Annotated in this window: 20 protein-coding genes and 1 pseudogene; 14 read left to right on the plus strand and 7 right to left on the minus strand. The window is 36.9% G+C overall.

Annotated elements, in window-relative coordinates:
• Window positions 1-255: 255 nt before the first annotated feature.
• The 6 genes from KH893_RS10385 to hemH all read left to right on the plus strand — a co-directional run bounded on the left by KH893_RS10385 (window position 256) and on the right by hemH (window position 7,335).
• Window positions 256-990 carry a demethylmenaquinone methyltransferase gene (locus KH893_RS10385; RefSeq protein WP_281166060.1) on the plus strand — a complete coding sequence of 245 codons (735 nt, stop codon included), beginning with the start codon at window positions 256-258 and terminating at the stop codon, window positions 988-990.
• A gap of 231 nt (window positions 991-1,221) precedes the next feature.
• The gene (locus KH893_RS10390; protein ID WP_281166061.1) at window positions 1,222-1,926 is read left to right on the plus strand and encodes an MIP/aquaporin family protein; all 705 of its coding nucleotides are present in this window, start codon (window positions 1,222-1,224) and stop codon (window positions 1,924-1,926) included.
• Window positions 1,927-2,117: 191 nt separating this feature from the next.
• A complete protein-coding gene (locus tag KH893_RS10395) occupies window positions 2,118-4,163 on the plus strand; it encodes a methyl-accepting chemotaxis protein (protein ID WP_281166062.1) in 2,046 nt (681 codons plus the stop codon).
• Between the two features lie 234 nt (window positions 4,164-4,397).
• Window positions 4,398-5,984 carry an APC family permease gene (locus tag KH893_RS10400; protein ID WP_281166063.1) on the plus strand — a complete coding sequence of 529 codons (1,587 nt, stop codon included), beginning with the start codon at window positions 4,398-4,400 and terminating at the stop codon, window positions 5,982-5,984.
• A 135-nt stretch (window positions 5,985-6,119) separates the two neighbouring features.
• On the plus strand, window positions 6,120-6,410 hold the full coding sequence (locus KH893_RS10405) for a hypothetical protein (protein WP_281166064.1): 291 nt from the start codon (window positions 6,120-6,122) through the stop codon (window positions 6,408-6,410).
• Entirely contained in the window at window positions 6,385-7,335 is a 951-nt protein-coding gene (gene hemH / locus KH893_RS10410; RefSeq protein WP_281166065.1) for a ferrochelatase, read from the plus strand. Before KH893_RS10405 ends, hemH begins: the two co-directional genes overlap by 26 nt.
• On the opposite strand, the gene KH893_RS10415 is transcribed toward hemH, so the two are convergent.
• A complete protein-coding gene (locus KH893_RS10415) occupies window positions 7,332-7,811 on the minus strand; it encodes a GNAT family N-acetyltransferase (protein ID WP_281166066.1) in 480 nt (159 codons plus the stop codon). The two genes, hemH and KH893_RS10415, sit on opposite strands and share 4 nt — an antisense overlap.
• 95 nt (window positions 7,812-7,906) lie before the next feature.
• Here KH893_RS10415 and KH893_RS10420 point away from each other — a divergent pair, with 95 nt between their 5' ends.
• The 3 genes from KH893_RS10420 (at window position 7,907) to KH893_RS10430 (ending at window position 10,300) form a co-directional block, all read left to right on the plus strand.
• Window positions 7,907-8,758: a bifunctional hydroxymethylpyrimidine kinase/phosphomethylpyrimidine kinase gene (locus tag KH893_RS10420; protein ID WP_281166067.1), complete on the plus strand. Its 852-nt coding sequence runs from the start codon at window positions 7,907-7,909 to the stop codon at window positions 8,756-8,758.
• Window positions 8,759-8,850: 92 nt separating this feature from the next.
• Window positions 8,851-9,357, plus strand: a complete 507-nt coding sequence (locus KH893_RS10425; protein ID WP_281166068.1) for an ECF transporter S component — start codon at window positions 8,851-8,853, stop codon at window positions 9,355-9,357.
• Between the two features lie 22 nt (window positions 9,358-9,379).
• Entirely contained in the window at window positions 9,380-10,300 is a 921-nt protein-coding gene (locus tag KH893_RS10430; RefSeq protein ID WP_281166069.1) for an NAD(P)-dependent oxidoreductase, read from the plus strand.
• Window positions 10,301-10,723: 423 nt separating this feature from the next.
• Here the strand turns inward: KH893_RS10430 and KH893_RS10435 are convergent, their stop codons facing one another.
• Complete coding sequence (locus tag KH893_RS10435; RefSeq protein WP_281166070.1) at window positions 10,724-11,506, minus strand: dimethylarginine dimethylaminohydrolase family protein; 783 nt, start codon at window positions 11,504-11,506, stop codon at window positions 10,724-10,726.
• Between the two features lie 110 nt (window positions 11,507-11,616).
• On the opposite strand from KH893_RS10435, the gene KH893_RS10440 reads away from it, so the two are divergent.
• Both KH893_RS10440 and KH893_RS10445 read left to right on the plus strand, forming a co-directional pair.
• Window positions 11,617-12,255: a GntR family transcriptional regulator gene (locus tag KH893_RS10440; RefSeq protein ID WP_281166071.1), complete on the plus strand. Its 639-nt coding sequence runs from the start codon at window positions 11,617-11,619 to the stop codon at window positions 12,253-12,255.
• A 165-nt stretch (window positions 12,256-12,420) separates the two neighbouring features.
• Window positions 12,421-13,773: an MFS transporter gene (locus KH893_RS10445; protein ID WP_281166072.1), complete on the plus strand. Its 1,353-nt coding sequence runs from the start codon at window positions 12,421-12,423 to the stop codon at window positions 13,771-13,773.
• A gap of 19 nt (window positions 13,774-13,792) precedes the next feature.
• Here KH893_RS10445 and KH893_RS10450 read toward each other — a convergent pair.
• Window positions 13,793-14,694: pseudogene (locus tag KH893_RS10450) on the minus strand (LysR family transcriptional regulator).
• A 137-nt stretch (window positions 14,695-14,831) separates the two neighbouring features.
• Here KH893_RS10450 and KH893_RS10455 point away from each other — a divergent pair.
• Entirely contained in the window at window positions 14,832-16,454 is a 1,623-nt protein-coding gene (locus KH893_RS10455) for a malolactic enzyme (protein ID WP_281166073.1), read from the plus strand.
• Between the two features lie 15 nt (window positions 16,455-16,469).
• Entirely contained in the window at window positions 16,470-17,885 is a 1,416-nt protein-coding gene (locus KH893_RS10460; RefSeq protein WP_281166074.1) for an anion permease, read from the plus strand.
• A gap of 441 nt (window positions 17,886-18,326) precedes the next feature.
• Here KH893_RS10460 and KH893_RS10465 read toward each other — a convergent pair whose 3' ends face one another.
• Window positions 18,327-19,058, minus strand: coding sequence for an SGNH/GDSL hydrolase family protein (locus tag KH893_RS10465; RefSeq protein ID WP_281166075.1), 732 nt, complete (start codon window positions 19,056-19,058; stop codon window positions 18,327-18,329).
• A 172-nt stretch (window positions 19,059-19,230) separates the two neighbouring features.
• Window positions 19,231-19,578: a MarR family winged helix-turn-helix transcriptional regulator gene (locus tag KH893_RS10470; protein ID WP_281166076.1), complete on the minus strand. Its 348-nt coding sequence runs from the start codon at window positions 19,576-19,578 to the stop codon at window positions 19,231-19,233.
• Window positions 19,579-19,794: 216 nt separating this feature from the next.
• On the opposite strand from KH893_RS10470, the gene KH893_RS10475 reads away from it, so the two are divergent.
• Window positions 19,795-21,186: an MFS transporter gene (locus tag KH893_RS10475; RefSeq protein WP_281166077.1), complete on the plus strand. Its 1,392-nt coding sequence runs from the start codon at window positions 19,795-19,797 to the stop codon at window positions 21,184-21,186.
• A 54-nt stretch (window positions 21,187-21,240) separates the two neighbouring features.
• Here KH893_RS10475 and argF read toward each other — a convergent pair whose 3' ends face one another.
• Entirely contained in the window at window positions 21,241-22,260 is a 1,020-nt protein-coding gene (gene argF, locus KH893_RS10480) for an ornithine carbamoyltransferase (RefSeq protein ID WP_281166078.1), read from the minus strand.
• A 10-nt stretch (window positions 22,261-22,270) separates the two neighbouring features.
• Window positions 22,271-23,422 carry an acetylornithine transaminase gene (gene argD, locus KH893_RS10485; protein WP_281166079.1) on the minus strand — a complete coding sequence of 384 codons (1,152 nt, stop codon included), beginning with the start codon at window positions 23,420-23,422 and terminating at the stop codon, window positions 22,271-22,273.
• Between the last annotated feature and the right edge of the window lie 13 nt (window positions 23,423-23,435).

Genomic DNA, 23,435 nt, shown 5'->3' on the forward strand with positions numbered 1-23,435 from the left:
GACAAACTTATTATATTTGGATTTCCTTTGTGAGTCCTTTATTTTGTTTTAGCGTTGCACTTAAAGTGTAAATTCAAGGCATAAAATAAAAATCGGTACTTAGGATAGAAAAATTTCTATCAGTACCGAATATTATAGAACCGTTTTTTTGGTATAAACGGCCATGATTTAACCAGTCCGCAAATTGCATTTGATTGGCGATGCTGATTAATTAGGATTAAAATTGGCGTTGACAATAAAAATGAGGTGGCTTTGATGAAATTAACTAATTCGACATCGCCAATTAAAGTTCAAGCGTTGTTTGATCGATTGGCACCTGAATACGATCGGATGAATAATGTGATAACCCTTGGTATTCAGCAGTCGTGGCGCAAAAAGACTTTACAGTATCTTAATTTCCCCACCCAAGCTAAGATTCTTGATCTTTGTTGCGGAACGGGTCATTGGACGCTTGATTTGGCTCATAAAGCTAGTCAGCAAAGCCAGATAATTGGTGTTGATTTCAGTTCTCAAATGTTAGCGGTCGCTTATCAGAAAATTCAACGACAAGCATTAACTGGCAAAATTAACTTGTTGCGGGGGGATGTCATGCAGCTGCCATTTGCTGAAAATTCATTTGATTTAGTAACGATTGGTTTTGGTTTAAGGAATGTCAGCGATTTTCACCAAGTACTCAAAGAAATGGTTCGAGTTGTCCGTCCAGGTGGTCAAGTGGCTTGTTTGGAGACATCAAAGCCGCCTGTTGGGCCGCTGCGTTTGGGCTGGCAAGCTTATTTTTCCATAGTTCCATGGCTGGCTCAAATCTTTGGCAGTAGTTTGCAGGACTATTCATATCTAAAGAAGACGGCTTATAAGTTTCCTGCAGCTCCAGAACTGGCTGAAAAATTTCGTCTAGCTGGCTTACAAAAAGTTGAGTATCATTATTTTACTTTTGGAGCAGGTGCGTTGCATATTGGCTATAAACCAAACAAGTTTTCACAAAATATTTAGTAAACAAAAAGCTAACAAAACGGTTGTATATCCCTTTAAACTAAGATAAATTAAAAACAAAAATTTCACAATTTCTCAAAAGGCCTTTTTAACTTCACAATGATTTAAGCTAAAAAGGGTTTTTTAATAGGAAAATGTGAGTTTGTACAGTATAATGTAAGCGTGTTCAATAGTGGAACACTTGTGAATATTTTTTCACAAATAATAATTTAGATTGAGGAGGAATTTGAAATGAGTGGTTTTTGGGGCGAGTTTTTTGGAACAGCTATTTTGATTATTTTAGGAGTTGGCTGTGGAGCTGGAGTTAATTTGAAAAGCAATTATGCACATGGACAAAATTGGATGTTTATTTCATTCGCTTGGGGTTTAGCGGTAACTTTTGGAGTCTATGTCGCTGGACAATTAGGTTCTCAAGGACATTTAAATCCAGCTGTAACGATTGGCTTTGCAGCATTTGGCTTTTTCCCTTGGCATGAAGTTTTACCGTATTTATTTGGGCAATTTCTGGGTGCTTTTGTTGGTGCGACGATTGTTATTATTCAATATTATCCACAATTCAAAATTTCTAAAACTCCGGCACAAGGCAACCAAGTTGGAATTTTTTCAACAGCTCCGGCAATTCAAAATTCGTTATTTAACTTTTTAAGTGAAGTAATTGCAACTTTTGTTTTCATATTCACGTTGCTAAATTTGGGTGATTTTACGCAAGGTTTAAAACCGTTGATTGTTGGCTTACTGATCACAGTTGTTGGTCAAGCATTAGGGGGAACGACTGGATTTGCTTTAAATCCAGCTCGTGATTGGGGGCCGCGCTTAGCGTATACAATCTTACCGGTTCCCAATCGTTCTTCAGCTAATTGGAGTTACGCTTGGGTTCCAATGCTTGGCCCGTTAGCTGGTGGCTTATTAGCTGGGGCTCTACAATCTGTTTTGTAAAATAAAAATATTTTTTTGCTGATGTTTACGTTAAATAAAGGGCTACTCAAAGTTAAATTAAAACTTGGGTAGTTTTTTTGTGAAAAGATTTTACAAATTGTTGCAACCTAGTTGAGTTTGTCTAAATTAAGTTTAATTTTAACCGATATATAACTTGGGTCAGTATTTTTACTGTAAGGGAGAGAGGCAAAATGAAGAAAAAAAGCATTGGCAAAATGGTAAGCACAATCTTGGTACTAATCGCCATCATTCCTATCTTAATTACTGTTTTGAGTTCTTACATAAGTACGAGGGATCTTTTGATTGAAAGGACTGATAGTGATAAGCAAACAGCTGTTGCTAGCGTTGCGCACAGCCGTAATTCACTAAAAAAATCGGCTAAAAAAGCTTTAGAAGGAATGGCATCACAACCGGCATTTAAACAAAAATTTGATTTGAAGAAAATCAAAAATGTCATTTCGGCGGGCGAAACGGAAAATGGGACCGTCGAGAATGCTATCTTTTCAACTTCAACGGGGAAATTTGCTGCTAATAGTACAAGTTTGCCTACTGGGTTTAATCCGCTTGTGCGTCCTTGGTATAAAGGCGCAATGAAACAACAAGGCAAAATCTTTTGGTCAGCACCATATATCGATGCTAATACTGGTAAATATATAACGAGTGTTTCTAAAGTTATTAAAAATAGTCAAGGTGAAGAAGGAGTACTTTCTTTTAATATCTCTTATGATTCAATTCAACAAGATTTGAGTAAGTTGGAGGTTGGTAGAACAGGCAATGCTTTCTTAGTTTCTTCAAGTGGAGTAGTTGTTGCTTCCAAAAATAAAAAATTAGTCGGTAATAAGATCAAGAATACTCAACTATTTAAGAGTTTAAAGCAGGCTACTAGTAAGAAGAGTTCAGGCTATGTTTTGCTCAAAGGCGACTCAAAAGTTCAGCGGGTTTTTTATCGGAGAAATGGTAATGGTGAATATATTTCAGTTGCTAAGACAAAACGTAACGAAATTACACCAGAGTTGTCAGCCATTATTCGAAATTCAGCAATTGTAGCAGTCATTATGATAATTGTGAATATTATTCTTGCTAAGGTAATTACAGATCTCATAAAACGACTGATCAATATTTTTGTTGAATCATTTGAAGATGCCGGTCAAGGAAAATTACACACAATTTCTAACAAAAAAATCAAGATTGCTGGTTTGGGCAGCAATATAGTCAAAAGTATGGTTAAATCTGATGAAAACGGAAATGAATACCAACAATTGACGGCTTACTATAATAAAATGATCAAGTCGATTGGCAGCTTAATAAATGGGATCAAGAATGAAGGTGGCAAAGTTTCAAAAATGTCTAATTCATTATTAGGTCTTTCAAAACAGACGAGCAAGGCGACTGAAGAAGTTGCTAAAACGATTACTGGGATTGCAGATGTTACTAGCAATCAAGCTAATGATACGCAAAAGAGTGTTGAGCAGTTGCAGCAGTTGTCTAAAACAATTGAAACCATGAGTAATAATGTGCTGAATATTAATAATAAGTCTCAGGAATCTTCTAAAATTAATCAGAATAATATTGTTGTAGCAAATCAGGTTAAAAACAACTGGAATGAAGAACTCAACAATATGAAAGTTTTAATGAATAAAATGGAAGATTCAAATAACAGTATTCAAAGTATTAGCAAAATCATAATCGTTATTAGTGAAATTGCAGATCAAACTAATCTTTTAGCTTTGAATGCTTCAATTGAGGCGGCCAGTGCTGGTGAGGCTGGCAAGGGCTTTGCAGTTGTTGCTTCGGAAATTAGAAAGCTTTCTGAACGTAGTAATTCTTCAAGCAAAGAAATTGGTGAAATCATTGAAAAAATTCGCAACCAATCTTCTGAAATGGTTAAACAGACTAAGATGTCATTAGCTGGTGGCGAGAAACAAACAGATTTGATTGTTAAATCGATTGAGTCATCACAAGAGGTTTCTCGAAGAAGTGAACTGATGATTAAAGAAATTGAAGAACTTGCGAAATCTAGTCAAAAAATCGTTAAAGTTAAAAATAAGGTTCTCGAAAATCTAGAAAATATTTCTGCTTCAACTGAAGAGAACTCAGCAGGAACTGAGGAAGTTTCAGCAAACTCAGAAGAAGTTTTAGCTACGATGGAAGAATTTACGAGCCATGTGGCTGAGTTGAATAAAATTGCGGATCAGCTAAAAGAAAACTTAGCTAAGAAATTTGAACTTGATATTTAGACGAATAATTAAATAATTAGAATAAAATTCTGGCATTGCTTTTTTAAATGATGCCAGAATTTTTTTAGCTTGGCAAAATGAATCTTCAATTAGTAACAGTAACAAATGACCACTTAAATGACTAATTATGATCTTTAAGTAGGATTTAGGGCCTAACTTTTTCTTAGCTTATTTTAATTTAATTCACTGTGCTATAATTGAAAAATAGTACTTTTGAGGAGGCACATGAAAAACATGCCGAAAAAGATCAGTCTTTTTTCAATTGTAATGTTAACTTTAAGTTCAATTATTGGATCCGGTTGGTTGTTTGGTTCGGGGATGGCGGCTCAAATTGCTGGTCCAGCAGCAATTATCTCTTGGATTTTAGGCGGTATAATCATTGGAGTAATTGCATTGAATTATATTGAGTTAGGAACAATGTTTCCAGCTAGTGGTGGAATGAGTCAGTACGCGGCTTTTTCTCATGGCACCTTGCTCGGCTTTGTTGCCGGTTGGGCTAATTGGATCTCTTTGTTAACGATTATTCCAATCGAGGCAGTTGCAGCTGTTCAGTACATGAGCTCTTGGCCTTGGACGTGGGCTAATTGGACGAAAGGATTTGTAGCTCATGGTAATGTCACGAATCAGGGCTTAGTGATTGTTTTTCTTTTTATGCTGGCATTTACGTTGCTAAATTTTTGGTCACTCAAGTTGTTGACCAGTTTTACTAGTTTGATTGCTGTATTCAAAATGGCAATTCCGCTGTTAACGATCCTAATTTTATTTTTTACTGGCTTTCACTCAGGCAATTTTGCTCAAACAGCTGGCTTTATGCCTGCCGGAAGTGCTGCAATTTTTACTGCGACGACCTCAGCGGGAATTATTTTTTCCTATAATGCTTTTCAGACAACTATCAATATGGGTGACGAGATTGAGCATCCCGAAAAGAATATTTTTCGTGGTATTGTGATATCTTTTGGAATCAGTATGGTGATCTATACTTTATTGCAAGTTGCTTTTATTGGAGCAGTTCCCAGTCAGCAATTGACGATTGGCGGCTGGAAGGGCATCAACTTTCAATCCCCATTTGCTGATATTGCGATTTTGCTGAATTTGAATTGGTGGGCCGATATTCTATACTTAGATGCCTTTGTTTCACCGTTTGGAACGGGCGTTTCTTTTGTAGCAACAACCTCGCGGGCATTAGCGGCGATGACAACTACAAGACATTTACCAACGTTTTTAGGAAAATTAAGTCAAAAATACCGAACTCCGCGCCGTTCAATGGTCGTGAATCTTTTCTTAGGCTTGGTAATGGTCATCGCCTTTAGAAATTGGGGGGCTTTGTCCAACGTGATTTCAACATCGACCTTGATTGCCTATTTAACTGGTCCAGTAACCTTGATCAGCTTTCGACGGATGGCTCCAGATTGGAAACGACCGTTTAAATTACAGGGTGCGCATTTCTTAGCACCATTAGCTTATTTGTTAGCCAGCTTGGCAATTTATTGGGCTAAATGGCCGACAACAATTGAAGTTTTTGGCGTAATTGCACTTGGCTTGATTTTTTATATCTACTATGAATTTCGTCAGCCTTCCGGTAAACAAAAGGTCTTTCAAAGTTTCAAAGGGGCTCGCTGGCTGGTCCTTGAACTGCTTTGGTTGACAATCATGTCATTGATTGGCAGTCATCAATTTGGTGGCAATGACTGGCTGCCATATCCGACTGATTTTGGAATGGTGATGGTTGGCAGCTTAGGATGTTATTTGTTAGGAGTTCATGATGCATATGCAAGTGATGAAACCGAGTACGGCCGTTCACTGAATGAAAAAATTAAATAGAATAATCCTAAAATAAGAAAAATTATAAATTGCATAATTTTTTTAACTTTTCAATTGATTAAATTCATTTCTGTTGCTAGAATAAAGTTAATTGAAACTGATTCTCAATTAACTGATTTAGCGGAGGGATGATCCATGAAAAAGCGTTTTGTGCTAGGAGTTTTAGTAGTAACATCATTTTTGGCTTTTGGTTTTATAGCTCATGAGATAGCAACCGGTCTTAAAGTAAGTGAGCAAACAAGTCTAGTTGAACAATCAAGCAAAAAAGATCTTTCAACCGCTCCAAGATATTCTTACGGGGAAATTTTAAGTACTTTGGGAATTATAACTGTGGGAGGTTTAGCTTTGACGCTTAGAGAAACAAAATCAATTAAATTAGAGAGTTTTAGGAGAGATTTGAATGAAAAAAGGAGTTTTATTAATTAATCTAGGTACTCCCAAAACACCAACCACTGAAGATGTCCGCGAATATTTGCGCCGCTTCTTGAGTGATCCACGAGTGATTGATGTACCGGCCTGGAAATGGAAACCAATTTTGAATTCGATGATTTTGCCCAAACGTCCAGCTAAGTCAGCTAAACTTTACCAGCAGATCTGGTCAAAGGAGCATGGTTCACCGCTTTTGTATTACACGCAACAGCAAACAATGCAGCTGCAGAAACTTTTGCCGAATTATGTGGTCAAATTTGCAATGAGCTATAGTGATCCATTGATTAAGGATACTTTGACCGAATTTGAGATGGCTAAAGTTGACGATTTAACGATCATTCCCCTCTACCCCCAATATTCAACGACAACGGTTGGCTCAGTTGCGGATGATATCAATCGTTTTTTTTATCGGCGGTCAATTATTCCTAATTTGCATTTGATTACTGATTTTTGTGATTTCCAACCTTATATTCAGGCTTTAGCGGCCAAAATAACAGCAGCTCTAGCTGAATTTAAACCAGATCTGCTGTTGCTATCCTATCATGGTATTCCCAAAAGCTATGTTGCAAAGGGTGATCCTTATCAGCAACGATGTGAACTGACGACTAAGCTGCTTTTAGCCGAATTAAAGACCAAGGTGCCAGTCAAACAAACTTATCAATCTCGTTTTGGTCCAGATGAATGGTTGACACCAGCAACTGACGCGACTTTAAAAACTTTACCAGCACAAGGAGTTAAGCGTGTTTTGGTTGCGGCTCCAAGTTTTGTTGCAGATTGTTTGGAAACTTTGCATGAATTGGAAATTGAAAACAGGGAGTACTTTTTGACAAGTGGCGGGGAAGATTTTGCCCTAGTTCCAGCCTTGAATGCTGATCCAGCTTTCACCCAAGTCTTGCAACGATTAGTTTTACAGTCACGTTAATTCAAGTCTTTAATGAACCAAGCATCGCAAGCTGAGTGGCTGGTTTGTGCTAAAGCCTGTGGTAACGCCCGGAAGCCTAAATGTCGATAAAGTCCGATTGCTCGCTCAAGATTAGAGAAAGTCTCAATATATAATTGTTGATAGCCGAGCTGGCGAGCTTTTTGCTCGGATGCTAAAATGATTTTTTTCCCTAAGCCGAATCCGCGAGCAGCTGGCAGAAAGTAAAGCTTTTGTAATTCGGCAATTTGCGGATCGGCAAAGGGACCAAAGCCACCACAGCCAATCACTTTTTGCTGATCTTCAACTACCCAGTAAAAGGCTTTAGTTGGTTGAGAGTTGTAGTAAGTTGCTAAACTTGCTAATTGCGGATCGTAATAGGCAGTGTTAGGTTTGGCATCATTAAACTCGGCTAAGGTTGCCTGAATAATTTTTTTAACGGTCGGTTCATCGGCCGTTTTTATTTGGCGTAAATACAATTTTCTTCAGCTCCAATTTTAAATTAGTTGTAATTTACGTTAGCATTTAGACTAAAAATGTGCAAGAATTAAATTATTTTTAGGGGGGAACGGTAATGGTTGAAGAAGGTCATTTATTAATAGCTGAAGATTTTTCGGCAGTTGGTCAATTATCAATGACAGCTGCTTTACCAATCATGGCAGCCATGGCGATTCCTACTGCTAGTTGGCCGACAAATTTACTGTCAACGCAAACTGAGGGGTTTGGTTTGCCCCAGCATTTGGAGACGAAAGATTGGATCGAACAAACCCAAAAGCATTGGCAGCAAGTTGGTCTGAAATTGGGAGGAATTTTGATCGGTTATTTTGACCAAGAAGAGATTGCGCAACAATTATGGCAACAACTAAGCTTACCGTCATTGCGATTGCGAGTCGTTGATCCAGTTATGGCTGATGAAGGAAAGTTCTATCCTGAAATTACTGCTAAGCATTTGCAAAGTTTAAAACGCTTGTGTTTGCGGGCAGATGTGATTACGCCTAATCTGACCGAAGCGGGTTTATTGACTGGAATAAGTTATTTAGCTTGTCCAGATGAAGCAGTTTTAGTTAAGTTGTTAAAAAATTTGAATTCTTTGCAACCTCCAAATGGCAAAGCAGTCATCACTGGAGTAGTTAAGAATCACCAAATTGGCTGTTGCTGGCTGGAACAAGATCAGCTACAGTTAGTGACTTATCCGTGCTTACCGGGTCATTTTTATGGTAGCGGGGATGTGTTTGCTACATTGTTAACTGGTTTTTTATGGAAAAATTTTTCATGGTCAGCTGCAATTAAACAGGCAGCAGCTTTGTTGTATGAAACCTTAAAACAGCAAGCCAATCAATTGCCTCAGCAACGTCGCTTTGGCATTGATTTAGGATATTTGCTGCCAAGATTGATTACAAATTTGCACCCAACTGCTGATAATTGATTGAATTCGTGTTAGAATATGCTTTAAATTAAAGTTGGATTAAAAATCTCATTTTAAGAATTTTGATTATCAAATATTAGGAGGAATTTACAGTGAAAGAAATTACGTCATTAAAAAGGATCACGTTAGTTGCTTTATTAATTGCAGCTAACGTGGTAATTTCTAGGTTTTTTATTATTCCAGTTCCGATGACTCATGGCAACATCAATTTATGTGATGCTGGGATTTTTATTGCCGCTTTGTTGCTTGGGCGGCGAGAAGGGATGGTCGTTGGCGGCTTGAGCGGCTTTTTGCTAGATTTGATTTCCGGATATACCCAATATATGTTCTTTTCTCTAATTGTTCATGGCCTCGAAGGATTGATTGTTGGTTGGTTAAATGAAAAACATACTCGGAAGTCATTGATTTTAGCCATGAGTTGCGGTGTTTTGATCATGGTCGGCGGTTATTTCCTGACGGATACTTTCTTGTATACTTTAACGGCCGGTTTAATTGGTATTACGACTAACTTTTTACAAGGTGTGGTTGGTGGATTAGTTGCTTTGCCGGTTTACTATCGTTTAAGCGGTCGGGTTTTTAGTCAAAGCCAAAGCAAATAACGCCAATAAAGGAGGAGCAGCTTTGCCGGAAGTTTTGTTGAACGAACCAATTGCTGTATCAGGAATCAAGCTTTTAAGAGAAGCTGGCTTTCAAGTTTTCGAACGACCAGCTGGGGTCAGTTTGCCAGAGTTATTGCAAAAGAATCCGCAGCTTGTTGCAGTTCAGGCAATTGTAGCGCGAGCCGGAAAGTTAACGATTGCAGATTTAAAGCTGTTTCCGGAGCTAAAAATTATTGCTCGGCATGGAGTTGGCGTGGATAATTTACCGTTAGATTATTTAAAAAATCGGAGAATTCAACTTACTTATACACCGGGCATTAATGCTCGATCGGTAGCTGAACTGACCATAACGTTAATCTTGTCGCTTTTACATCGTTTACCTCTAAGCATTGCAACTCAGCAGCGTCAAGTTGGCAGTTTGTTGACCGGCAAAACAATTGGATTAATTGGTTATGGAAGAATCGCCCAAGAGGTTGAAGAACTGTTGCAGCCATTTAACGTTGAAATATTAGTCTGGAATCATCGGCCCAAAAAAATTAAATTTGGTAGGCAGGTAACCATTGACGAATTGTTAAAACAAAGCCAAATTGTTAGTCTGCATATTCCGGCAACATCACAAACAAATCAATTCTTTTCAGCTAAGTTGTTAATGAAAATGCGTTCAGATGCAATTTTAATCAATACGGCGCGCGGGCTTTTAATTAAAACTGATGATTTATATGATGCATTATGCCAAGGACAGCTGGCTGGAGCAGCAGTTGACGTTTTCTTGGCAGGAACTCGGCATTCATTAAATGATTTTCAAAAATTGCCTAATTTTCTTGCAACTCCGCACATTGGCGCTGAAACACAAGAAATTTTAACTGCTTCAGCTTGCCAGTGTGCTGAAGAAATCAAACGTTTTTTTGTTGGAAAGTCAGCTTTGAGTCCTTATTGGAGATAATCAACTTGATATGGATTGATCACCCCCAAACAAATGGTATTGGATATTTTTGAGCTTGCAGGATTAAGTTGGTTTAGAAATTTAAAAATTTTATTATTTGTGACAGGTGGTGTTCTTGCCTTATTAAGTTAAAAAAGAACCATCAAAAGACGATTCTAACGAACTTTATTTTAGCCAAGTAATTATCGACTGTTCGCAGTATATTTAAATTAATAGGCTGACAACTTTCGAATTTATTGACGAGAGAGAAATCGTTTATTGTCATTTTTAAGTGTTAATAAATTAGGTATCATATTTAAAACAACTAACTAAGTCATAAGAACTATATAAATTAAAAGCATATGGGCTGCTATTGAATAGAAAACAGCTGGATTATGTTTAAATCGTTGCTTGATTGAAATATAATTACCAAAATTTTAGAAATCAAGCATTGAATCTCAAAGATAAACAAGTTAAGCCGCCATCAATTTTGCTGAATTCCGACATGTTTATTTCATAAGGACTAAATCCATGTTGGATTAGTATTGTTTTAACTTTTGGGAAACCAGCTGGCATAATAACTCCATTTCCAGTATCAATACAGTTCACAGCATAATTTTCTTCACTTGGTACCTGCAACTGTTCAAAATTCTTAAAGTAAGGATTGTTAATGTATTCTCCAGCTACTAATAATTTATTATTTTCCAGGTAAGTAGTACCGGTTTTTAAATGTAAGAATTCGTTAACTGGGACTGAAATAACTTCATAATCAAACTTGCCGGCAATTTTGGTGAATTGATTAATTCCAACTTGATTTGTCCTGGCAGATAAACCAACGAAAAAAGTATTTCCGACACGCATTACATCTCCTCCCTCTAAATATCCTGGTCTATGGATTTCAAAGATTTGGTCTTTCTGATAAAACTTATTAATGATAGGTCTAATTTTTTCACGTTCTTTTGTCCGACTGCTTCTAGTTGGATTTGTAATAACAGCAAATTTATCCGCAACTACAGCTGGGTCTTCAACAAAACAAGAATCTGGATAATCAACAAGTGGGTCTAATATTGTTACTTTGATACCCATTTCAGTTAGCAACTTAACGTAACTTTCATGCTCTTGAACAGCTTTAGTGTAATCTGGTTTACCTGAATTTGCATAGTCATCAATGCCGTTGACAACTGATTTAGCTGGTGTTCTAACAATAGCATTATTAAAAAATAACATAAAATTACCTCCTTGTTTATTAGCTGCAGTATACAATATACAATAGAAATTATCAACATTCTTTTGTCTAAAAATTCAGTAAATAATATAATATTTGTTGGAGGGATCTTATGACACCAAAAGAACAAGTTTACAGATTTATTTCTGATCAGTTAATACTTGGCAATATTAATCCAAAGGATCGTATAACAGAACAGTTTTTAGCTGATAAAATTGGGTTGAGCCGAACGCCAATTAGGGAGGCTTTATTGTTACTTTCAGCGGATTCAATTTTAGAACGAGAACCACGGAAGGGATACCGTATTAAAGTATATTCGCAAAAAGATGTTGAACAACTTTATGTAGTAATCGGCACACTTGAAGGAAAGACGGCAGAATTGGCGGTTGATTATCTAGGTATGGATGACTATCAATTAATGAAATTTCTAATTGATAGTATGTATTCGGCAATTGAGCATAAATTGTATACAAAATACAACAGCTTGCAAGAACAGTTTCATAATGTTTATATCAGTAAGTGTCCAAATAAATTTCTCACCCAAGAATTATTAGCTGCTAAACGAATCTTCATTGGAAAAAATTGCTTACGGCTCAAGCAGGACAATGTTCAAGAGATTTTAAAAAAAACCAATCACCAACATGAAAAGATAGAGCAATTATTGGAACAAGGAAAAAGTTCAGAGCTACGTAGATATTTAGAAGTAATTCATTGGAGTCAGAGTACTGCTAAATATGATGTTTGGCAGTGATGTTATCAGACTAACAAAATTTTTAAGCTAGTTTTACCAAGCTTGTAACCAATCTATAAAAATAATTTCATTATCCCTTAAAATTGATTTTAGCTTATAAAAATTATAAACTAAGAATTAAAGAAAACTAACTAGCAAGCTAGCAAATTCTATGGGGGATCTTTTGTGAAGGATTTTTGGAAGCTATCAATCTTTGCTCGGCGTTTATTGGCAATTTCATTTTTAATGTCGATCAGTCAGTCAACGATGACAACGACTTATCCAATATTGATGAAACAATTTGGAATTCAAACCAGTACGGTTCAGTGGCTAACAACTGGATTTATGGTGGCGATGACTTTGATTATGCCGCTCAGCCCTTGGTTATTGGATAATATTGCTTTAAAGAAATTATTAAACGGAATCGTTAGTGTTTTTATCATCGGGACTTTGGTTGCCATGTTAGCCCCAGCGTTTAGCTGGATCATTTTTGGGCGGTTGATTGAGGGCTTGGCAGTTGGTGCGTTATTCCCAATTTTTCAAACACTGATTATGGAAAGCAGTTCTGATCATGAACGTGGATTAGCGATGGGTGTCGTTGGTTTGGTAATGGGGTCGGCTTTAGCTGTTGGACCAATTATTTCTGGTATTGTACTACAGTTTGTTTCTTGGAGAGTATTGTTTGCATTGTTTGTTGTTTTACTGATATTTTTGATTATTCGTATTCAACCAGTAATTAAACCGATCCATCCATTAGTTCGACATAAATTTGATTGGATCTCGGCAATCTTGCTGTTAGGCTTTGGTGGCTTGCTGTATGCAATTAATTTATATCCGTCCCTGGGACTGAAATTAATGTGGTGGGCGTTACTGCTCGGCAGTTTGTTGCTCTTAATAAGCTTTGCACTCCGTCAACAGCATTTGACTAAACCTTTTTTAAACTTGAGCGTTTTGCATTATGGCGGTTACCTCCCAGCTTTATTACTAACTGGAATTTCATATAGTGGGTTGATCATTGCAACGGTTATTTTGCCTTTATATTATCAGAATGTTTTTAAAATCTCACCATTTTGGTCAGGTTTGCTTTTGGTCCCAGCGGCTTTTATCTTAAGTCGGTTAAATCCAGTATCGGGCAAGCTACTTGGCAAACTAGGTTTAAAACGCTTAGTTTGGATCGGAATGATACTTTTGGCAGCCGGTTTTGGTCTTCTAGGGACATTTGGTGCTAAGTCATTATTGTTGTGTGTATTTGGCGGGATTTTCTTGGAAAGTGGCAATGCATTTGTAATGATGCCGGCAATTACCGCTGCTAACAATGCTTTACCCAAAAATCTGATTAGTCATGGGACAGCCTTGATCACGACTATGCGTCAGGTAATTGGGGCAGCCAGTGTGGTGGTAGCTTCCAGTTTGATCACAATCTTGGCAAATAGTCTGACTTATCGTCAGGCTTTAGCTCAGACTAGTTTGTGGTTGTTATTTTTGCCACTAATAGGTATCGGGTTAGGGGCATTTTTACAAACAAAAAAGGCAGCTTAAAGAGCCGCCCATAGCGCCTTTAAAGTTTGGTTGGAGATGATTCGCTAAAAAGTGAAGTTCGAATACTGTTTAGGATCTTTTCTTGCAGGGGATTGAAAATATGCGAACTTCGATAAGCAATGCTGGTTACAAAATGTGGAATATCTTTATCTAAGAGATCTACTCTAACAATGTTTTCAGGTGGATCAACAATTGCTGTTAAAAAACCGATACCGACGCTCTTAGCAATCAAATTCATTAAACTATGAGTTCCGTTTGAACGAAAAATAACTTTTGGACGGAAATGATTACGGGTTGCTAACAAACTGAAAGCTTGATTGTGAATGAAGCCATCTTTGAATAAAACAAAATCTTCATCTTTGAGGTCTTTAAAATAGACCTTTTTTTTTTGGCTAGAGGATGATCAGCCGAGACAAAGATAGCAAATGATTGGCGGTCGAATTCTTGCGTCTGAATATTTTGGTCACTTAGCGGATCAATGGAAGCAAGCAATGCTAGATCAATTGAACCGTTTTGGAGAGCCTGAAGGGTGGTCTTGGATCCATATTCACGAGTCTCAATTTTATTTAATAAGTGATCTTGTTTTAAATTCTTGGCGATCAAAGGAAAATATCTATTTTCAATAATTGGTGGTAAGCCCAAATTAAGCTTTTGCAAATGATTTTGCATAATTTCCTTTTTTAATAAGTTGTAATTTTGTAAAATATTTTTGGCATGTTTAATTAATTGTTGTCCACTATCAGTAATAATCAACTGTTTTTGAGCTCGAAAGCGAATAATTAATTTGGTATTTAATTCTTCTTCTAATCTTCGCAAGGCAAAAGTAATTGTTGGCTGGCTAACTTTGAATTCTTGAGCAACTTTGGAAAAATTTTTTAATTCTGTTAATTTTATAAAATACTCGAGATCACGCGTGTTCATAATAGCAGGTTCTCCTTGGCTAAAAATCAATGTTTATATTTTAATTATAAATAGTTCTTATTAGTCTGTACAGCTTTGACTATAAAACTTTTTCTACATTAGAATGAAAATATCTTAATGTAAAGAAGGCTTTTTTTATGAATGGATTGGAAATTATTAATGATCCTTTTAAAAATAAGGGAACTGCTTTTTCTGCTGAAGAAAGAAAGCAGCTTGGTTTGGAAGGATTATTACCACCTTATATACAATCAATTGAAGAACAAGTCAAGCAAACGTACACTCAATTTGAAACTAAAAAAACAGCTTTAGATAAACGCTTGTTTTTGATGCAGATTTTTAATGAAAATCGAGTTCTTTTTTATAAATTATTCAGTCAACATATCGTAGAGTTTATGCCAATCGTTTATGACCCAACAATTGCTGATACGATTGAAAATTATAGTGAACTCTTCGTTCAACCGCAAAATGCAGTTTTTTTATCAATTGATGATCTAGCTTCAATTGAAAGTTCTTTGAAAAATGGTGCTGGGGATCGTCAAATTCGTTTGATTGTTGTTACTGATGCGGAAGGAATTCTAGGAATCGGTGACTGGGGCACAAATGGTGTGGATATAGCAGTTGGAAAATTAATGGTTTACACGGCAGCTGCTGGAATTGATCCTAGTCAAGTTTTGCCAGTTGTATTGGATGTTGGAACTAATAATCAACATTTGTTGGATGATCAATTATATTTAGGCAATCGTCACTCACGAATCAAAGGCGATCGTTATTACAAATTTGTTGATCAATTTGTAAAAGCAGCAGAAAGATTATTCCCCAATCTTTATTTACATTTTGAAGATTTTGGCCGTGATAACGCAGCTAACTTGTTGAATAAGTATAAGGATCAAATTACAACTTTCAATGATGATATTCAAGGTACTGGGATTATTGTTTTAGCCGGAATTTTAGGTGCTTTAAATATTTCTAAGCAAAAAATGATTGATCAAAGATACCTCTGCTTTGGTGCCGGAACTGCAGGTGCTGGGATCACTAAGCGAATATATGATGAGTTTTTGCAGCAAGGTTTGAGTCCGCAAGAAGCTAAGAAGCATTTTTACATGGTCGATAAGCAAGGCTTGTTATTTGATGATGATCCAACTTTGACACCTGAGCAAAAACCATTTGCCCGGTCGCGGAGTGAATTCTCGAATCCAGCTGAATTGACGAATCTGGCAGCAGTTGTTAAGGAGATCCATCCGTCAATTATGGTTGGAACCTCAACTCGTCCAGGAGCATTTACTAAAGAAGTCATTAAAGAAATGGCGGCACATACAAAACGACCAATTATTTTCCCATTGTCGAATCCTACGAAACTGGCTGAGGCCAAGGCTAAAGATTTAATTGAATGGACAGATGGACGAGCATTGGTTGCTACTGGAATCCCAGCACCAGATGTTGAATATAATGGGGTTGTTTATCAAATTGGTCAGGCAAATAATGCTTTAGTTTATCCAGGGTTAGGCTTAGGAGTAATTGCTTCAACTGCCAAAGTTTTGAACGACGAAATGATCTCTGCCGCGGCCCATTCACTTGGTGGCATCGTGGATCCAACTCAACCAGGGGCGGCAGTTTTACCACCAGTTTCAAAACTTGATCAGTTCTCAACTACGGTCGCTCAGGCTGTTGCCCAGAGTGCAGTTGATCAGCATTTAAATCGCGAAAAAATAACCGCTGTTGCCCAAGCTATTGAAGCTAACAAATGGCAGCCAGAATATTAAGGGGAAGTGAAACATTTGTTAGAAAAAATTAATTACAAAAAGTTCATCTTTCCGTTAGTTGTTGGTGTGATTTTATGGTTTTTGGCTCCAATTCGGCCAGCGGGTGTTGATTTAGCTGCTTGGCGAATGTTAGCTATTTTTGTTGCAACAATTATTGGGTGTGTGACTAAGCCCTTACCAATTGGTGCAGTAGCGATCGTAGGCTTTGCAATTACTGTAATGACTGGTGAGGTTAAAATTGATGATGCAGTTGCTGGTTTTGGCAATAGCAGTATCTGGTTGATCGTAATGGCATTTTTCATTTCTCGTGGCTTTATTAAGACTGGTCTTGGAAAAAGAATCGCCTTAGTGTTTGTTAAAATTTTTGGCAAAAAAACTTTAGGATTGATGTACTCTTTGATTGGTGTTGATTTAATTTTGGCCCCAGCAACCCCGAGTAACACGGCTCGGGCTGGTGGAATTATGTTTCCAATTATTAATTCACTTTCCCACTCATTTGGATCTAAGCCTGAGGATCATACAGAAAGAAAGATCGGTTCATTTTTAACTTTTGGTGAATTTCATGGCAACACGATTACTTCGGCGATGTTTATGACAGCCATGGCAGCTAATCCGTTAGCCCAATCCCTAGCCAAAAGCGTTCATGTTAACTTGACGTGGATGGATTGGTTCATCGCAGCTTTAGTTCCAGGTATCTTCTCTTTAATCGTTGTTCCTTTTTTGATTTATAAAATGTATCCGCCGGAAATCAAAGAGACCCCCAATGCAGCAGCTTGGTCAAAAGAGCGGCTTAGCAAGATGGGAGTAATGAAACCAGCCGAAAAATGGATGGCAGTGATCTTTGTACTGGCTTTGATTTTATGGGTCTTAGGTAGTACTTTACAAATTGATGCAACTTTAACAGCTTTTATTGCGTTAGCTTTGTTACTATTGACTGGAGTTTTAAATTGGAATGATATTTTGCAGGAAAAAGGTGCTTGGAATACCTTAACTTGGTTTTCAATTTTAGTAATGATGGCTAATGAATTAAATGAATTAGGGTTCATTCCATGGTTGAGTAATTTTATTTCAGATGATTTACATGGTTTGAGCTGGCCAATTGTATTAGTTATTTTGATCTTATTTTACTTTTATTCGCATTATTTGTTTGCCAGTGCAACAGCACACGTTAGTGCAATGTATACTGCTTTATTAGGTGTGGCAATTGACGCCGGAGTTCCACCAATTTTAGCAGCTTTAATGCTTGGCTTCTTTGGTAATTTATTCGCTTCAACGACTAATTATAGTGATGGTCCAGCTCCAATCCTGTTTTCTTCAGGATATGTTTCTCAATTAGACTGGTGGCGTTTGAATGGAATTTTAGGAGTCTTTTATATCGTTAGCTGGTTAATCTTAGGTAGCTTATGGATGAAAATTTGTGGCTTTTATTAAAATTAAAAATAATGGACTTGAATTTTCAAATACTAAATTAATTGACAATCTTTATTTCAAAGTAAAATTTTATTGTTACTACAGAATTAGAATTAATTGATTTAAATCTCTGGATATTCGTTAAAAAATAATGACATCTGAAAAAGTCTTTTTGCTAAAAAACAAGAAGATGAATTTCAGATGTCATTTTTTGTTCTAAGTGTTCTACGTAAAGTTAAAGAAAATAGCTAAGTGTTGAGGCAAACTTTGTATCTAGAGATTTTTTATCAAGGCCTTGATTGAAATGCTAGCTTATATTTTTCTTGGAATGTTAAATTAATAGTAAAAAAACATGTAAATTTTGATCGATTTTTGATTGCTGCAGTATTTTTACTTTAACAAGTGACGTGTTCTGTAAAAAACATGTTTTAATTTGAAAAGCTAATTATTCGATTTGGACTTTTAATTGTTCTTGAAAATTTCAATTAATTTCTGTTCAAAAAATGGTACCCAAATTTTCAAATATCCTGCTTGTGTCGGATGAATTCGATCAAACATTGCATATCGCCGAATGCGAGTGCTAGCATTAATTCCTGAGTCGTGATATAGGTCAATAATTTGAAAATGCCATTTTTGCTGCAATTTAAATAACTGTTTGACTAATTTATCATAAGAATCGTCTCCAGCAAAAATACAGGTATAAAACACTAACGGGCAATGCAATTTGGACCTGGTATATTGGCAGATATATTCAATAGATCCTATAACTGTTTCAAGATCATAATCTGATGGTTGAAAAGAAGTCGAGATCTGACCAAATTGTTTACCTTGACGCAAATCATTGGTTGATAGTTGACAGACTAGCAAGTCATATGGTCCCTGTGGTGTTAGTTCAGTTTTAAGTCTTGTTAAATAACCAGATTGACTTTTGCCAGCTAAAGTTGCTCCACTGATTGCTGATTTAACAGCTGAGATTCCATCTATTGCCTGTAAATAATCAACAAAAGAAACACCTTTCGAAAAAGCACCATAGGTTATCGAGGAGCCTAAAAAACCAATTTTTTTACCATTTAACTTAGAATTAGGCTGATAAATAACCCTTTCTAAACTAAACTCAGCTGTATTACCTTGCTGAAAGGCTGTTGAATTTGCTATTTTACTAAGGTAGCTTTGAAAAAATTCTCCTTGTGTCATTTTTACCCTCTTATCCAACTGATCTAATAATAAAGTCAAATTATAGCTGATACTTGATTTTAATGTTAAATTAATCAACATAAATTCTAATTGATCTTAACAAAGGATTTACCAACTATTAATTCTATAACAAGTAAATACAAATAACGAGTTAAAGTGTGGGCTCAACGATTTAATTTTGATAATTAGTTGTTTTTTCGGCTGCAATTAATTCTCTTAAAAATCGCATAATGATCTTCAATTCAGTTTGACTAAAATGATCAATATACTTCTCTAAGTGTTTTCTTTTCATGATAGTCAATTGATCGTGGGCTTGGGCAACTTCAAGTCCAGTAGTTGTCAGTTGATAATATTTCTTTCGCTGATCGGTTTGATCGATTTGAAAATGTACCAGTTCTTTTTTAGTAAGAGTATGCAGACTTTTAGAAAGTGTGCCTGGTAAAATGTCTAATTGTTTGGCAATTTGTTTGGCATTTGAATTTGGCTGTTGGTTTAAAAATGATAGCACTTGAAATTGCAAAGTTGATAAACCACCAGCAAAGCGAGTTTTTTGGTTAAGCCAGGTTTTTTCTTAATCGTCTTGATTATCCATCATCAATAACAGACTATAAGCTTCGATTATTTGGTTGATCAATTGATTGGTTTGCAAAATCATTCTCCTTTGTTAAATATAATTAGCGTGTTACAATCTGATTATAAAGTTTCCATGGAAACTAACTAGATTGGAGCTTGAAAAATGTCGTCAAATTTATCTTTGCAGAATAAAATTGCTATTTTCTCAGCAAGTTTATTATCCTTCATGGGTATTTTAATTGAAACATCGATGAATGTCACTTTCCCAACGCTAATTAAAGAATTAGATGTTTCTTTAAGTACTGTTCAGTGGGTAACAACAGGCTATTTGTTGTTGGTGACGATCACGATGAGTACTACATCATACTTATTGAAACGTTTTCCAGCAAAAAAATTATTTGTATTTGCAAGCAGTTGCTGTTTAATAGGAACGATTATTTGTGGGTTAGCAGGTTCTTTTGGCCTGTTAATGTTTGGTCGAGCGTTACAAGCAATTTCAACAGGAATTTCGACACCTTTGCTATTTCATCTGATTTTTTCATTAGTTCCAACGCAGCATTTAGGGTTTTATACAGGTTTTGCTAGCATGGTTATTTCTTTTGCCCCAGCTTTAGGACCAACTTATGGCGGCATGTTAAATAATTTTTATTCTTGGCATAGTATTTTTTGGGTCGCACTGCCGTTGATTGTAATAATTATGTATAGTGGTTATCGAACAATTGGTTTGCCATTTAACCAGCAAGCAACGCGCTTTGATTTCAACGGTTTTAGTTTGCTGGCAGCTTGCTTGGTGATCTTATCATTCTCAGTTAATCAGGCTGGACAAAACGGGGTTATTAGTTGGCAATTTATCGGTGTATTGCTAGTGGGACTGGTTTTACTGAGTATTTTAGTAGTCTTGAATTTGCGAGGGCATTTTAAACTTTTGAATTTAAACATTTTAAAAAACCGAATTATTCGGTTGAGTGCGTTAGTTTATTTTTTTCTGCAATTTACTAATATCGGGATTTCTTTTGTAATTCCGGTTTTGGCGCAAAATACTTTGAAAACTACTTCAATGGTGGCTGGTTTAATCTTGTTACCAGGCTCATTATTGGGAGCTTTAGTCGCTCCTTTGGCAGGTCGCTTATATGATACCAAAGGCTTTTTCTTACCAGTTTTGTTGTCTAATTTAAGCTTGCTACTCGGAACATTGTTGTTTTATATTTTAACTGATGATTTAACCGTTGTTCTAATTACGTTGATTTATGTATTTTTGCGCGTTGGTTTTAATCTTGGTTTTGGTAATTTAATGTCGGATGCTAGTAAGCAAGTCAGCAAAGAACAAAAACCGGATTTGAATTCATTATTCAATACCCTTCAGCAATATGCAGGATCAATGGGAACAGGTGCCTTGGCAGCAATTATTGCTAATCAAGAATTGCAGTCCCCCAGTTTAGCCTTGGCTACTAAATCTGGCAGTCAGCGAGATTTCTTAGTGTTGGTTGGTTTGAGTTGCTTTAATGTAATCGCAGTTCTAGTGATTCAACGTTGGAAACGATCAGCTCAAAATTAAATTAGGTTTCAATAAAAAACCAGCTCTGAATCCGCAGAGTTGGTTTTTTATTAGTTATTTAAATAGAGCATCTGGGATAAACAAATTTCCCAGAGTTGCTGCCATAATTGCTTTGATCGCCGGCATTCGATTGGCTCCTTCCTGAAAGACCAGGGATTGCGAGCTTTGAAAGACTTCATCCGTAATTTCCAATGCGTTTAATTCATAATCTGCCATAAATTGTTTGCCCACACTTGTTTGCAGATCATGAAACGCTGGTAAACAATGTAAAACGACGGTTCCTTTCTTACCAGTCGTCGCTAGTAGCTGCTGATTGATCTGGTAAGGCAAAAGCGCCGCGATTCGCTGATGGTAATCAACTTTTTCGCCCATTGAAACCCAAACATCGGTATAGATCGCATCCGCACCAGTAACGGCCGTTTGCGGATCAGTTGTAATCAGCAATTGTGCACCACTTTGTTGAGCAGCTTGCTGGGCGAGTGCAATTACATCTGCTGCTGGCTGCAAATCGGCTGGCGCACCAATTTGAACGTTAACGCCAAGGATTGCTCCAGTAACTAGTAAGCTGTTGGCAACGTTATTGCGGCCGTCACCAACATAAGCCAAGGTCAAGCCCTTTAATTTGCCAAAATGTTCTTTTAGTGTCATGAAATCGGCAATCATTTGTGTTGGATGCCACTTATCGGTTAAGCCATTCCAAACCGGGACGCCACTGTATTTAGCTAAGGCTTCAACATTTGCTTGCTTAAAGCCGCGAAATTCAAGACCATCAAACATGCTGCCAAGGATCTTCGCGGTATCAGCGACTGATTCTTTGTTGCCTAGCTGAATATCATCCTTGCCGAGAAATTCAGGGTGGGCACCTAGATCAACGGCAGCAACGGTGAAAGCTGACCGGGTCCGGGTCGAAGACTTTTCAAAGAGCAAGGCGATGTTTTTGCCTTCGAGATAATGATGTGGGAGATTTTTTTGTTTGAGTGCTTTTAAATGGATTGCAAAATCGATCAAATAATTCAATTCAGCTGCGCTAAATTTACTTTCCTGTAAAAAAGATTTGCCATAAAAATGATTCATTTGCTGCCTCCTATTTTAAAACGGTCATTTGTTCAAGAACTTTTTTTAATTGATTGATGCCAGTCATGATTTCTGAACCAGTAATAACTAATGGTGGTAAGAGCCGGAGCGTATTTCCACGTGATGAGAGGGTCAAGATACCAGCCTGGTGCAATTGAGCAATTACTTGCCCAACTGGAATTTTAGGATCAAGGTGAATTCCAATCATTAGACCATGCCCAGTAATTGCTTCGACCATTGGTAAGACGGCAATTTCTTTTTGCAGGTAATACCAACAGAAATCAGCTTTTTGGGTGACGTTGTCCAAAAACTTTTGATCCATGATCTGCAAAACTTCAGCCGCAGAAGCCATGGCTAAGGGATTGCCGCCAAAGGTTGAACCATGGCTGCCAGGACCAAAAGCAGTTGCCAATTTTCCTTTGCCAATCATTGCCCCAACTGGGATGCCATTAGCTAACCCCTTGGCTAAAGTCACAATATCTGGATTGAGGTTAAATAGTTGGTAAGAGAACAATTTGCCAGTCCGGCCCATTCCAGTTTGAACTTCATCGATAATCAGTAAAACACCATTTTCATGGCATTTCTTTTCAACAGCTTTGAGCCATTTTCCGTCAGCGGTTACTAAACCACCTTCACCTTGGATAACTTCCAAAATGACGGCTGCTAAATCGGTCGTAATAGCATCTAATGAAGCAAAATTATTATATTTGGCAAATTCGATATCTGGGACAAATGGGCCAAAACCTGCTTTAATAGCTGCATTGTCAGTTGCAGAAAGTGCTCCGTAAGTCCGGCCATGGAAAGAATGATCAAAAGCCAGAATTTTAGTTTTGCCGGTCGCTTTCCGAGCTAATTTAAGTGCAGCTTCGTTGGCTTCAGTTCCCGAATTGCAGAAAAATACTTTTTTGTCGTTGCCTTGAATTAAGGCCGCGGCAACTTTTTCTTGCAATGAGCTTTGATAAAGATTCGAAGTATGCCAAATCAGATCGAGCTGCTTTTGAACAGCCTGTTTGACTAAAGGATGGTTATAACCTAAATTACAAACGCCAATGCCACTCGTTAAATCTAAGTATTTTTTACCAAATTCGTCAGTCAGCGTTACTCCTTGACCACTGACGATTTCAAAATTAAATCTTTGATAGTTCGGGAAGAGTGCAGTCATTTTGAAAATCTCC

Source organism: Liquorilactobacillus sicerae (assembly GCF_029916425.1).
GTDB lineage: Bacteria > Bacillota > Bacilli > Lactobacillales > Lactobacillaceae > Liquorilactobacillus > Liquorilactobacillus sicerae.

Coding starts and splice junctions, on each gene's coding strand:
- hemH (WP_281166065.1), top strand. CDS start 6,385: ATGAAAAAAGGAGTTTTATTAATTAATCTAGGTACTCCCAAAACACCA.
- KH893_RS10390 (WP_281166061.1), top strand. CDS start 1,222: ATGAGTGGTTTTTGGGGCGAGTTTTTTGGAACAGCTATTTTGATTATT.
- KH893_RS10440 (WP_281166071.1), top strand. CDS start 11,617: ATGACACCAAAAGAACAAGTTTACAGATTTATTTCTGATCAGTTAATA.
- KH893_RS10475 (WP_281166077.1), top strand. CDS start 19,795: ATGTCGTCAAATTTATCTTTGCAGAATAAAATTGCTATTTTCTCAGCA.
- argF (WP_281166078.1), bottom strand. CDS start 22,260: ATGAATCATTTTTATGGCAAATCTTTTTTACAGGAAAGTAAATTTAGC.
- KH893_RS10395 (WP_281166062.1), top strand. CDS start 2,118: ATGAAGAAAAAAAGCATTGGCAAAATGGTAAGCACAATCTTGGTACTA.
- KH893_RS10400 (WP_281166063.1), top strand. CDS start 4,398: ATGCCGAAAAAGATCAGTCTTTTTTCAATTGTAATGTTAACTTTAAGT.
- KH893_RS10385 (WP_281166060.1), top strand. CDS start 256: ATGAAATTAACTAATTCGACATCGCCAATTAAAGTTCAAGCGTTGTTT.
- KH893_RS10455 (WP_281166073.1), top strand. CDS start 14,832: ATGAATGGATTGGAAATTATTAATGATCCTTTTAAAAATAAGGGAACT.
- KH893_RS10420 (WP_281166067.1), top strand. CDS start 7,907: ATGGTTGAAGAAGGTCATTTATTAATAGCTGAAGATTTTTCGGCAGTT.
- argD (WP_281166079.1), bottom strand. CDS start 23,422: ATGACTGCACTCTTCCCGAACTATCAAAGATTTAATTTTGAAATCGTC.
- KH893_RS10435 (WP_281166070.1), bottom strand. CDS start 11,506: ATGTTATTTTTTAATAATGCTATTGTTAGAACACCAGCTAAATCAGTT.
- KH893_RS10405 (WP_281166064.1), top strand. CDS start 6,120: ATGAAAAAGCGTTTTGTGCTAGGAGTTTTAGTAGTAACATCATTTTTG.
- KH893_RS10465 (WP_281166075.1), bottom strand. CDS start 19,058: ATGACACAAGGAGAATTTTTTCAAAGCTACCTTAGTAAAATAGCAAAT.